The sequence below is a fragment of the Streptomyces sp. NPDC002994 genome, from assembly GCF_040611155.1.
Taxonomy (GTDB): Bacteria; Actinomycetota; Actinomycetes; order Streptomycetales; family Streptomycetaceae; genus Streptomyces.
Genome location: NZ_JBEXNQ010000022.1, coordinates 120,969 through 132,590, shown reverse-complemented (window position 1 = coordinate 132,590; position 11,622 = coordinate 120,969). Strand labels below are relative to the sequence as shown.

The window sequence follows — 11,622 nt, the reverse complement described above, 5'->3', positions numbered from 1 at the left end:
CGCCCGACGCACCGCCGAAGGCATGGCCAAGAAAGACATCATGCGCTGCCTCAAACGCTTCGTCGCCCGAGAGATCTACAAACACCTACCCCACCGAACACAGACCACCACACCACCCCTGCCCCACACCACTTGACGGTCTATAGGAGCTTCCGCCGGCCCTCCGCCGCAATGCTTCTGGGGGGCGGCCCCCGGGGGGAGCCCACGGGGAAACTCCGGCAAGTGGCCGTTCACCGTCGCCGGGCGGCGGGCTCGGTGAGTGGGGCGCACCACGTCTAGGGGGCGGCTCAGCCCCAGAGTCAGCGACTGCGGCAACGGCCGCTGGCGTGACATCCCCATTCCCACGCACACGACCACCCACCCCGGTGGACGGCCGGCCGACGGGTCGCCCCGCAGGCCCGGACCGTCTGAGGGTGGGACACGACAGCTGAATGGGGCGACTCGGGCCAGTGTGGCGCCCACCCCGCCCGGTGGCCGGTTGAGCGACAAGCCCGTTGCTGAGGTGGGTGGGTGGCGGCGCACCGAAACGTGGAACGCGGCAGAACATCGGCGGCCCCCCGGGCCCTCCCAGCCGCACGAACCCACGAGCCCCATCATCCACACCAGCCGTCTCCCTCCCGACGCTCGGCGCAGTCCGTGGGAGCCGAGTGGGTCGAAACGCTCCCGTGACGGCCGGAAGCGAAACAGCCGGGACTGGTGAGGTTAGAGGGGCGTTGGGATTCATCAAGTGTGGAGTTAGTTGCGTTCCGAGCCCGGAGCCCGCCAAGGGCGGTAGTCGGGCGCTACTTGAGCCCAGAGGGCGTCGGAATGGACGTGCCCGAGTACCGCGTTCCTGCCAGGCCGCCGGACCGACGGCACGACCAGCCGTCACACCAGCTGACCGGCTCACCGGCAACACGAGCGACACCAACCAGTCCAGCGCGCGGCTCGTGCGGGGCTGCCATGGGTCGAAACGCTCCCGTGACATCCGGAAGCCAAACGGCTGAGACCAGTGGGACTGGAGGGGCAATGTGATTCACCATGTGTTGGGTTCGTCGCGTTCCGACGCCCCGGAACGGCGAGTTACGCGACCGAACCCGATCGGCGACAAAGCTGCGGCTGCCGCGTCGGCCGTCACCGGCGCGCCATCCCTGTTGGTCTCATCAGCCTCACCGCCCAGCCGGTTTCTCGCCCACCGGCCCGCCATGATCACGCCCCGAGGCGGCCGAGTCCGCCCCACCGGGTGCCGGTTGTGACGGGTGCGACTGGTGGGCCGTCGGGAGCCGTCTTCTGCCGGGTTGAGTGCACCCCTACGCCTGCGCCGCGCCATTGGCTGCAACGAACCCCACACATGACGCACGTCGAGACCTCTCAAGGTGGTGAAAACGGGGCGAAAAGGGCGCGCCTGTGTGTCATGTGCCGAGTTCGTCCCAGCCCGCCGGTGCGGGAGCCGAGACAAAGCCCTACACGCCGACCGAGAGTCGTCAACTTGTTCATCTGTCCGGCTGAGAGTGTCGGCTGTCCCACTGGCGGGCCGAGAACGTGCGCCGCCCCTACCGGCCGGGCCGAAAGCTTCGAACCGCTGCTGGCTTGGCCATGAGTGTCGAGCCAGCCTGCGAGCCGCTCGTTTCATTCGGCCAGGCCGTCGGCAGCCCCATCCGCCCCTGGGCGCCCCTCCACCCACCCCCACACCAGCAACCCGCTTGAGCCTCCATCGACCACCGGTCTGGGCGGACGCCACACCGCCCGAGTCCCCCCATTCAAGTGTCGCGCCCCACCCACGCACACATGAGTCCGCAGGTCGACCCGACGGCCAGCCGGCCACCGGCCTGGGTGCGCGTGTGCGTGGGAATGGGGATGTCGCACCAGCGGCCGTCCCCGCACCCGCCGAACCTGGGGCCGAGCCACCCCATAGACCTCATGCGCCCCACCCACCACGCCGCAAGCCACCAAGCCGACCCGCGCCCATCCCCCAGCCCCCGTGCAGGGCGTTTTTCTTTGGGCCGTCCCCGTACAAGCGTTAGCGGTGGGCCGGGGCGGCGGGTCAAGGGGAGCCCGCAGGGCTCTCGCGCAGCGACGCGACGCAGGAGCGCCCTTGACGCGCCGTCACGGCCCACCGACACTCGAGCGCTCGGGACGGCCCGAAACCCCCAGAAGCAAGCCTTGGTTACCGGCGCTGCGCTGCGCAAACAAACGCAGGCGCCCCGAGCCGTAATGGCCCGGGGCGCCCCCTGTGCGACAGTCCGGAGCAGACAACTACACCGCGTGCACGACGTCCTTCTCCTCGGCGAAGTGGCACGCCGATTCGTGGGCCGCCGGGGTGTCCGAGGACTTGAAGCGCTCGGGGGACCGCCAGCAGCGGCATCTCCTGCGCGCACTTGTCCTGCACCTTCCAGCAGCGGGTGCGGAACCTGCAGTCAGACGGCGGGTTCGCCGGGGACGGGACGTCGCCGGGGAGGATGATCTGTTCGCGGCCCTCGCGTGCGGCCGAGGTACATGACACCCCCCTGGTCCGAGATGTGCCGGACGATCGACAGGTCGTGCGAAATGGTGCGGGGCCCAGATCGTGTCCGGGCCCCGCATCATCGACCGCACCGGACTCACCGGTTACGTCGACTCTCCGGCTGCGGGATGGCCGCTCAGGTGTTGCGCGTCTCCGTGTAGTGGTCGGCGACCGTCACCTTGGCAAAAGAGTTGTCTACTGTGCAGTTGCTCCACCGATGGGCGACCGCCACCTGGAAGACGCGCTTCTTGATGCCGATCTTGTAGCTGACCCGCTTCCGGGCGGGCACGATGACTGTCACGGACTTGCCCTTGGCTATGGAGACGCCGGCCTCGACGGTCAGCGAGGTCTTGGCGTTGATCTCCCCGACGGCGAGGTCGAGCTTGCCACCGATCTCGCCAGTGACGCTGCCCTTCAGGCTGGCGGAGATCTCAGCGGACACCGACTGGCGCACCGACGCGCTGCTGTCGCGGTTGTCGACGGTGCCCTGCGCCACAATCGTGTGCCAGGTCGATGAGATCTCCGTGTACTTGCGCTTGTACTGGTTGTCGCAGACTTCGGCGGCGGAAGCCGGCGCTGCGGCCAGGCCCATCAGGCAGGTGCCCAAGACCGCGGAAGCGGTGGCGAGCGTGGTGAAGGTGCGGGCAGAAGTGCGCATTTGGGTAGTCCCCCTTGATTTCCCCGGCTTGGTCAGCGCTGGGGTTGGGTCAGAAATTACCCCTGGTAGATGGGCCGTTGCCACGCTCTTGATCAAGATCTGAGCCTTGTCGCGAAAGAACGGGCGGCGCCCGGGTACAGAGCCGGCCGCCCGGGTCGAGCAGGTACTGGCCAACGCCCAAAGCCGTAAAACTGGGGCCCGGTACGGTAGCGCGGCGGCGAGCGTTGGCCGAAGCCCCCAGCACGGTCACGCACTGACACTGCTCCGCCGTCCCGAGTCCCTCCAGACGCGGGCTTCCGCCCAATCGCCGAGCGTGGCACCGGCTCCAGTACGAGTTACGCACCCAGCTGCTGGACCAGCCGCCCAAAACGACCCGAACCTCACCACCTCACGCATACAAGGGAGATATCACATCGCAACTTCGGCAGCACGCTCTAGGCTCCCTCCATGCCGAGTTCAGAACTACTGCGGATAAGCGCCTTCCTGTCAGCCTTCGCCCGCCGCCAGGCCGCGCGCACCGTCGACCTCCCCGGCGGATTCGCCGTATACGACGACGCCTTCGCACACTCCCGCGCGAACAACCAGGTCATCATCGACAGGGCCGTCGACTCCGCGGCGCTGCCCGCCATCGCGGACGAGGCACTGAGGCACCTGCCACACCGACTGATTTCCGTCCTGGACGACGAAGTCGGAACGGCGTGCGCGGAGCCGCTGATCCAGGCCGGATACGCCCACTCCACTTACCTGGTCATGCTGCACGCAGGCCCGGTGCCGCCCACTGGCCGCGCGCAGGAGGTGGACCTCGAGGCGATCCGGGCCCCACTCACTCGGCGCTGGCGGGCCCTCCTTCCAGACGTCGACGACGAGGTCGTATGCCACCTCGTCGACCGACGCGAGGCCCGCCGCCGCGGCGCCGAGGCTGTTCGCTTCATCGGTGCCCGCACGGAGGAGGGGGAGGTCGCCTCATGGGCCGACCTCTACCTGGACCCGGCAACGGGCATCGCCCAGGTCGAGGACCTGGTCACCTCGGAGACCCATCTCGGACGCGGTTACGCCGACGCCGTCCTGGCCACCGCCTTGGGTATGGCCTCCGGCGCGGACTGCGGTACGCGGTTCCTGACCGCCGATGCGGCGGACTGGCCACACCACTGGTATGAGCGCCGCGGCTTCTCGGTCATCGGCCACATACACTGCTTCGAACGCGGCTGATCGTGAGACATCCTGTTTCATTTGTTGGGGGCTACGCATGTCGCGGCATGGGCGGGCCGGTCGAGCGATCTGCGGGGCAGCGGCGTGAAGCAGCAGATGAGCGGGGTGCTGCACCACATCGAGGTGTGGGTGCCTGACCTGAACCGCAGCATCGAGTCCCTCGGCTGGCTGCTGGAGAGCCTGGGCTACACGCTGTTCCAGAGCTGGGACAGCGGCCGCAGCTGGCGGTTGGGAACGACCTATTTGGTCTTCGAGCAGTCCCCGGACCTCACCGTGGACCGTCATGACCGATGCCGGCCCGGACTGAACCATCTGGCCTTCCATGTCGAGGACCGAACGACGGTGCGAGCACTGACGGCCGAAGCCCGGCAACACGGCTGGCGCCTGATGTTCAGCGACCGTCACCCCCACGCAGGCGGAGAGCAGCATTACGCCGCCTACCTTGAGAACAGCGACGGCTTCGAGGTCGAGCTCGTTGCCACTGGCGCATGACAACCGGATTGATACTCAGGCGACGGCGGGCGCCGGATCCGTCGCCAGCCGGGCGTGCACATGCATGTCGAAGTACGTTCCCGGCTCCTTCGCGGGCAGTCCCCCGCGCGAAATGCCCTCCGGCTGGTAGCCCGTACGCAGCGCCACCCGGCACGAAGCCTCGTTCCCCAGGGCGTGGCCCAATTCGAGACGGTGGAGCCCTACCTCCTCGAAGGCCCAGCGGGTACACAGTTCCACAGCGTGGGTGGCCACTCCACGCCCGCGCGCCTCGGGCATCAGCCAGTAGCCCACGCCGGCGTGGCCCATGCGGTACACGATCTCGTGCAGCCCGACATGGCCGAGCACCGCGCCGGTGGCGGCGTCAGCGATGCAGTACGACGCCTGGCTACCGTTCTCCCAGCCCTCTGCCCTGGACCGGATGTACTTGAGAACACCGGCCGGGTCCAGGACATCGGCCATGGCGCCGTTCCAGTGCTGGAACTCCGGGTCGTTGAGTCCGCGCAGGGCCGTGTCCGCGTCATCCTCGTCCCAGGTGCGCAGCCGAAGGCCGAACCCGCCGAGTTCAGTGAACCTGAGAGCGGGCTCCGGTGCGGTGGTCACCATGACACTCCTTTCCCTGCGACGTGGTGCAACGGCGACGGCCCCGCCCCCGGTCCGAGATACTCGGGGCGGGGACGGGGCCGGCCACAGCACTGACGTCATGTCACGCGGCGTGCACGACGTCCTTCTCCTCGGCGAAGTGGCACGCCGACTCGTGTGCCGCCGGTGTCCCCGAGGCCTTGAAGCGCTCGGGCACCGCCAGCAGCGGGACCTCTTCGGCGCACTTGTCCTCCGCCTTCCAGCAGCGGGTGCGGAACCGGCAGCCCGACGGCGGGTTGGCCGGGGACGGGACGTCACCGGTGAGGATGATCCGCTCGCGGCCCTCACGGAGCGCCGGGTCGGGAACCGGGACCGCCGACAGCAGCGCCTGGGTGTAGGGGTGCGTCGGGTGGTCGTAGATCTGCTCTTCCGTACCGATCTCGGCCATCTTGCCGAGATACATGACACCGACCCGGTCCGAGATGTGCCGGACGATCGACAGGTCGTGCGCGATGAAGAGATAGGACAGGTTGAACTCGTCCTGGAGCTTCTCCATCAGGTTGATGACCTGAGCCTGTACGGATACGTCGAGCGCCGAGACGGGCTCGTCGCAGACGATGATCTCCGGGTTGAGCGCGAGGCCGCGCGCGATGCCGATGCGCTGGCGCTGTCCGCCGGAGAACTGGTGCGGGTACCGGTTGATGTACTCGGGATTGAGGCCGACCACATCCAGCAGTTCCTGCACCTTTTGGCGGCGGTCGCCCTTCGGAGCCACCTCGGGATGGATCTCGAACGGCTCCCCGATGATGTCACCGACCGTCATGCGCGGATTCAGCGAGGTGTACGGGTCCTGGAACACCATCTGGATGTTCCGGCGTACGGCCTTGAGGGCCTTGCCGGACAGCTTGGTGATGTCCTGCCCCTTGTAGAAGACCTCGCCCGAAGTCGCCTTCTCCAGCATCATCAGGACCTTGGCGACGGTCGACTTGCCACAGCCCGACTCGCCGACGATGCCCAGGGTTTCGCCCTGGTACAGGTCGAAGGAGATGCCGTCGACAGCCTTGACCGCGCCGACCTGCTTCTTCAGGATCAGGCCGTGGGTCAGCGGAAAGTGCTTGACCAGGTTGCGGACCTGAAGGATCGGCTCGCCACGCCCGACCGGCGCTTCGATCGCCGCTACGGCGTCCTCCACGGTAGCCACGTCGACCGTCTCGACCTCGACGACGTTCGGCGTCGCGTCCACAGCCTCGTCGTTCTTGCTGAGATCAGCCATGGATCGTCTCCTTCCAGAAGTGGCAGGCGCTTCCGCGGCCGGCCAGGTCGGTGCCATCGCGCTCGGTGACCTGCTCGAGGGCGGGCACCTCCTCGCCACAGACGGACTGGGCCGAGGCGCACCGGGGGCGGAACGCGCAACCGGACGGGATCGCCAGCAGGTTGGGCGGCAGGCCCTTGATCGCGTACAGATCCTGCCCCTTCTGGTCCAGGCGCGGGATCGAGCTCAGCAGGCCCCTGGTGTACGGGTGCGCGGGACGCTTGTAGATCTCGTGCACGGGCGCGGTCTCCACGATCCGGCCCGCGTACATCACCGCGATCTTGTCCGCGACGTCGGCGACAACGCCGAGGTCGTGGGTGATCAGGATGAGCCCCATGTTCATCTCGCGCTGCAGCTCCGCGAGCAGGTCCATGACCTGTGCCTGAACCGTCACGTCGAGCGCGGTCGTCGGCTCGTCCGCGATGATCAGGTCGGGTTCCAGGGCCAGCGCCATCGCGATCATGATGCGCTGGCGCATTCCGCCCGAGAACTGATGCGGGTAGTCGCCCACCCGCGCCTTCGCCGCCGGGATGCGGACCCGGTCCATCAGCTCGACGGCCTTGGCCTTGGCGTCCTTCTTGGACATACCGCGGTGGACCCGGAACATTTCGCCGATCTGAGTGCCGACCGAGTGCACGGGGTTGAGGGCGGACAGCGCGTCCTGGAAGATCATCGCCATCTTCGCGCCGCGCATCTTGCGACGCTCCTCGCCGGACAGCTTCAGGATGTCCTGGCCCTTGAACAGGATCTCGCCCTGCGGGATCCGCCCGGGCGGCATGTCCAGGATGCCCATGATCGCCTGAGCGGTCACGGACTTGCCGGATCCCGACTCACCGAGCACCGCGAGGGTCTCGCCCGCTCCGACGCTGTACGACACCCCGTTGACGGCCTTGGCTATGCCTTCGTCCGTCTTGAACTCCACATGCAGGTTGCGCACTTCGAGCAGCGGTGCCGCCGAAGTCTTCGCCGCCGCGGCCCCGTTCGTGCCGGGGTCCTTCTCTATCGTGGTCATGTCTTCCTCCGACCCCCCGGTCCGTCAATGGTCTTTCGTACGCCGGTCACAGGTCTCACCGCAGCTTCGGGTCGAGTGCGTCGCGCAGTCCGTCGCCCACGAAGATGAAGCCGAGGCAGGCAAGGACGACACCGGCGCTGGGGGCGATCCAGAAGACATCCTGGACGCCGACGAAGTCGCGGGCGGCGGCGATCATGTTGCCCCACTCGGGAGTCTCCGGGGAGACACCGACGCCGAGGAAGGACAGTGAAGCCGCCGCGACCAGGGCGCTGGCCACGCTGGTGGTGGCGTAGACGACCACGGGGGCGATGGAGTTGGGCAGAATGTGCCGCATCAGAATCCGGCCGGTGCTCGCACCCAGCGCCTTGGCAGCCATGACGTAGTCCGCCTCACGGGTGGACAGGATCGAGCTGCGCAGGAGTCGGGCGACAGTCGCCCAGCCGAAGATCGCCAGCGAGAGCACCACGGGGAATACCCCGCGACCGGTCAGCAGGATGATCACGATCGCGCCGATGAGCAGCGGGAAGGCGAAGAAGATGTCCGCCACACGCATGATGAGGCTGTCGGTCTTGTTGCCGAAGTAGCCGGCGAGCGAGCCGAAAATGATGCCCAGGAAGGACGCCAGGAACATGGATGCGAGACCCACGATCACGGCGATCCGGGAACCGTAGATCACGCGGGAGAACACATCACGCCCGAGTGAGTCCGTGCCCGCGATGTTCTGGGCCGTCGGGGGCGAGAGCGTGTTCATCAGGTCTTGCTCGTACGGGTCGTACGGGGCGATCAGCGGGGCGAAGATCGCCGTCAGGAACAGCAGGCAGACCAGGGCGAGTCCCACCACGGCCAGCTTGTTGGCGACAAACCGCTTACGGATGTCGCGCCACTGCTTGGCGGGCTTGATCTCCGACTCGCCCGATCCCCCGGCCAGCAGGTTCGCCGTCGGCTCGGAAACAGTCCCGGCCTCGGCCTTCACGATGTTGGTCATCGTCAAATCTCTCTTCGTTGACCGGAGTTGCTCAGCCGAGCCGGATACGGGGGTCGAGGACCGCGTACAGCAGGTCGACAATCAGGTTCATCACTACGAAGATGCCGACGCTGATCGTGACCACGCCCACGACGATGGGGTTGTTCTGCTGCTGGATCGCGGTGACCAGCGCCAGCCCGATGCCGTCCCAGTTGAAGATCGCCTCGGTAAGCAGGGCACCACCCAGCAGCGTGCCGAAAGAGATGCCGATGTAGGTGATCACCGGGATGATCGAGTTGCGCAGGATGTGCCGGGTCAGTACCTGACGCTTGGGCACACCCTTGGCGATCGCGGTCTTCACATAGTCCGCGCGGACCACTTCGAGCATGGAGCCACGCATCAGCCGCGCGACGATTGCGGCGTCGACGATGGCGAGTGTGAAAGCCGGAAGGATCATCGTCTTGAAGCTGCCGTCACCTAGCAGGGGAACCCAGCCCAGCTTCACCACGAAGACACTCTGCAAGAGCATGCCGAGCACGAAGGTGGGTACGCCGAGGAACAACGTCGTGGACACCGTGGTGATCACATCGACGAGGCTGTATCTCCGCAGCGCGGCGATGATGCCGACGATGACACCGAGCGCGACGTCGAGAACGATGGCGAACAGCGCCAGCTTCCCGGTGTTGACCAGCTTCGGCTGGAGGATCTCGGACACGGGGCGGCGCTGGGTGTAGTCCACACCGAGGTCACCCTGCGCGAGCTTGCCCACATAGGTGCCGTACTGCACCACGAGGGGCTTGTCGAGGCCGTATTCCTTCTGGAGCTGCTTGACGACTGCGGGGTCACGTGCCTTGTCGCTACCCGCGATCGACCCGACAGGGTCACCGGGCAGTACGAAGAGGCAGGTGAAGAGAATCATGGTGGCGCCGAGGATGACCAGGACGAGCTGTCCGAGTCGTCGCGCGACATAGCGACCCATGTGTTGCCTTCTTTTCCTGAGGGGTCCCCGTCGGCCGGCCACGGTGGTGGCACGACCAGTAGACGTGGGGGCGAAGCGGGGGAAAGGGCCGTGGGGACGCGGGGTTCCCCCGGCTCCACGGCCCCTGGTGGTCAGGGGGACCCAGGCCCGGCCCGGGCCCCCTGCCTCAGCACAAGTACTAGCGCTGCGAGATCTCCGCGAGGGTCGGGTCCTCGAAGAAGTCCATGTTGACGCCCGCGAACTTATCGGTGTTCGCCAGACGGAACTGCGTACGCAGGAACATGGGGATCAGCGCCTGGTCGTCCAGAGCCATCTTCTCGGCCTGCACGTACAGCTTGTTACGGGCCGCGTCGTCCTTGGTCTCCCGCGCCTGGGCGAGGAGCTTGTCGAACTCCGGGTTGCTGTAACGGCTGCGGTTGTCACCGACGATCTTGCCGGTCTCGTCCTTGTTGATGGAGTCGGTCGAGAGCAGCGGGTACAGGAAGTTGTCCGGCGTCGGGTAGTCCGCGCCCCACGCGAAGCGGTAGGCACCCGTGGCGGTCGGCTTCTGCTGGTCGTCCAGGAACTGGGCGAACGGCAGGGTCTTCAGCTCGACCTTCCAGCCGAGGACGTCCTCGATCTGCTTGGCCGTCGCCTGCATCCACTCTTCGTGACCGGAACCGCTGTTGAGCGCCAGCTCGATCTTGGTGCCCGGACCCAGCTTCGCCTTCTTGGCGAGCTCCTTGGCCTTCTCCTTGTCCTGCTTCACGCAGGTCTCACACTGGCCGGCCTTGTACGCATCGCCGAAGGACGGGGGCAGGATGTTGGAGGAGCTGTACTGCATTCCCTTGAAGACACCATTGGCGATCGCGTTGCGGTCGATCGCGTAGGAGACCGCTTGGCGGGCCTCCTTGGACTTCAGCGGGCCCTTGTCCGTGACCGGCATCAGGAAGTTCATGCCCGAGGTGTCGGCCTCGATCCACTTGTTCTTCGGCTTGAAGTTCTTCTCAAGCGTCGGCATCTGCGGGACCGGCATACGGGCCCAGTCGAACTGGCCGGACTGGAAGCCGGTGGTCTCCAGCTGAGCGCCGTTGTTCGGGTTCAGGATCGAGATCTCGACCTTGTCGAGGTGCGCCTTGACGATGCCCGAGTCGTCATTGCGGACGAGTTTGATGCTCTTGTTGTGCTCCCACTTGCCCGCCATCTTGAAGGGACCGTTGCCGATGGGGGCGTCGTTGAAGGCCTTGTTGTCGCCGGCGCCGGCGACCTTCGGCACGGGCGAGAAGACACCGTGCACGGTCTTGATGTTGAAGCCGCAGTCCGGGGCGGAGAGCTCGACCTTCAGAAGGTCGGGCTTCGGCGCGGTGACACCGGAGAGCTTGTCCGACTTGCCGCCCTGGGTGTCCTTGAAGCCCTTGATGCCGGACAGGTGGTAGGCGACGTCGGACGCCGTCTTCTTCTGGGCGACACGCGACCAGGCACGGACGAACGACTCGGCGTCGACGGCCTCACCATTCGCGAACTTCGTGCCGGTCTTGACCGTGAAGTCCCAGGTGGTGCACTTGTCGTTCGGCTTGGCCTCGGTGGCGAGCTGCGGCACCAGGGTGCCGTCGGGCTTGGCGGCGTACAGACCGGTGAAGAGCTGGTGGACGACGAGCGAGCCCTCCGACTCCTGAGCCAGGGCCGGGTCGATCGCGGCCGGCTCGGTCAGGCCCAGACGGAAGGTGCCGCCCTTCTTCGGGCTGGCATCCGGGGCCGACTTCGGGTTGACGTACGGCGTCCGCTTCTCGACCGGAGCCGAGTTGTTCTTCTTCTTACCGCCGTCGCTGCCACCACAGGCAGTCGCGGCAAGGGCCACGACTATCGCGCCCACGACCAGCTTGGCGCTCTTGGCACCGCGCATGGGTTCCTCCTCATGAGTCCACTTTTGACTAAAGAAGGGCACTGATGGCTACG

9 protein-coding genes and 1 pseudogene are annotated in these 11,622 nt (G+C 66.8%); 2 read left to right on the top strand and 8 right to left on the bottom strand.

Going from position 1 to position 11,622, the window contains the following annotated elements:
- Positions 1-2,235 precede the first annotated feature (2,235 nt).
- Positions 2,236-2,528, bottom strand: a pseudogene (locus ABZX79_RS27195) (oligopeptide/dipeptide ABC transporter ATP-binding protein); the annotation flags it as partial.
- Between the two features lie 90 nt (positions 2,529-2,618).
- A complete protein-coding gene (locus ABZX79_RS27190; RefSeq protein WP_355262946.1) occupies positions 2,619-3,140 on the bottom strand; it encodes a hypothetical protein in 522 nt (173 codons plus the stop codon).
- 447 nt (positions 3,141-3,587) lie between these two features.
- On the opposite strand from ABZX79_RS27190, the gene ABZX79_RS27185 reads away from it, so the two are divergent.
- Both ABZX79_RS27185 and ABZX79_RS27180 read left to right on the top strand, forming a co-directional pair.
- Complete coding sequence (locus tag ABZX79_RS27185; protein ID WP_355262943.1) at positions 3,588-4,349, top strand: GNAT family N-acetyltransferase; 762 nt, start codon at positions 3,588-3,590, stop codon at positions 4,347-4,349.
- A 96-nt stretch (positions 4,350-4,445) separates the two neighbouring features.
- Positions 4,446-4,841 carry a VOC family protein gene (locus ABZX79_RS27180; protein ID WP_355262967.1) on the top strand — a complete coding sequence of 132 codons (396 nt, stop codon included), beginning with the start codon at positions 4,446-4,448 and terminating at the stop codon, positions 4,839-4,841.
- A 15-nt stretch (positions 4,842-4,856) separates the two neighbouring features.
- Here the strand turns inward: ABZX79_RS27180 and ABZX79_RS27175 are convergent, their stop codons facing one another.
- From ABZX79_RS27175 to ABZX79_RS27150, 6 genes are all read right to left on the bottom strand, one after another.
- Entirely contained in the window at positions 4,857-5,444 is a 588-nt protein-coding gene (locus tag ABZX79_RS27175; RefSeq protein WP_355262940.1) for a GNAT family N-acetyltransferase, read from the bottom strand.
- Positions 5,445-5,544: 100 nt separating this feature from the next.
- On the bottom strand, positions 5,545-6,693 hold the full coding sequence (locus tag ABZX79_RS27170; protein ID WP_355262937.1) for a dipeptide ABC transporter ATP-binding protein: 1,149 nt from the start codon (positions 6,691-6,693) through the stop codon (positions 5,545-5,547).
- Entirely contained in the window at positions 6,686-7,744 is a 1,059-nt protein-coding gene (locus ABZX79_RS27165) for an ABC transporter ATP-binding protein (protein WP_355262934.1), read from the bottom strand. The genes ABZX79_RS27170 and ABZX79_RS27165 overlap by 8 nt, the downstream gene beginning before the upstream one ends.
- 55 nt (positions 7,745-7,799) lie before the next feature.
- Positions 7,800-8,729: an ABC transporter permease gene (locus ABZX79_RS27160; RefSeq protein ID WP_355262931.1), complete on the bottom strand. Its 930-nt coding sequence runs from the start codon at positions 8,727-8,729 to the stop codon at positions 7,800-7,802.
- Between the two features lie 31 nt (positions 8,730-8,760).
- Positions 8,761-9,687, bottom strand: a complete 927-nt coding sequence (locus ABZX79_RS27155) for an ABC transporter permease (protein WP_355262928.1) — start codon at positions 9,685-9,687, stop codon at positions 8,761-8,763.
- 178 nt (positions 9,688-9,865) lie between these two features.
- Positions 9,866-11,569, bottom strand: coding sequence for an ABC transporter substrate-binding protein (locus tag ABZX79_RS27150; RefSeq protein ID WP_355262925.1), 1,704 nt, complete (start codon positions 11,567-11,569; stop codon positions 9,866-9,868).
- Positions 11,570-11,622 lie beyond the last annotated feature (53 nt).

What these genes read in the sequence shown, in the direction of transcription:
- ABZX79_RS27185 (WP_355262943.1), top strand. Translation starts at nt 3,588, where the DNA reads ATGCCGAGTTCAGAACTACTGCGGATAAGCGCCTTCCTGTCAGCCTTC.
- ABZX79_RS27150 (WP_355262925.1), bottom strand. Translation starts at nt 11,569, where the DNA reads ATGCGCGGTGCCAAGAGCGCCAAGCTGGTCGTGGGCGCGATAGTCGTG.
- ABZX79_RS27175 (WP_355262940.1), bottom strand. Translation starts at nt 5,444, where the DNA reads ATGGTGACCACCGCACCGGAGCCCGCTCTCAGGTTCACTGAACTCGGC.
- ABZX79_RS27180 (WP_355262967.1), top strand. Translation starts at nt 4,446, where the DNA reads ATGAGCGGGGTGCTGCACCACATCGAGGTGTGGGTGCCTGACCTGAAC.
- ABZX79_RS27190 (WP_355262946.1), bottom strand. Translation starts at nt 3,140, where the DNA reads ATGCGCACTTCTGCCCGCACCTTCACCACGCTCGCCACCGCTTCCGCG.
- ABZX79_RS27160 (WP_355262931.1), bottom strand. Translation starts at nt 8,729, where the DNA reads ATGACCAACATCGTGAAGGCCGAGGCCGGGACTGTTTCCGAGCCGACG.
- ABZX79_RS27170 (WP_355262937.1), bottom strand. Translation starts at nt 6,693, where the DNA reads ATGGCTGATCTCAGCAAGAACGACGAGGCTGTGGACGCGACGCCGAAC.
- ABZX79_RS27165 (WP_355262934.1), bottom strand. Translation starts at nt 7,744, where the DNA reads ATGACCACGATAGAGAAGGACCCCGGCACGAACGGGGCCGCGGCGGCG.
- ABZX79_RS27155 (WP_355262928.1), bottom strand. Translation starts at nt 9,687, where the DNA reads ATGGGTCGCTATGTCGCGCGACGACTCGGACAGCTCGTCCTGGTCATC.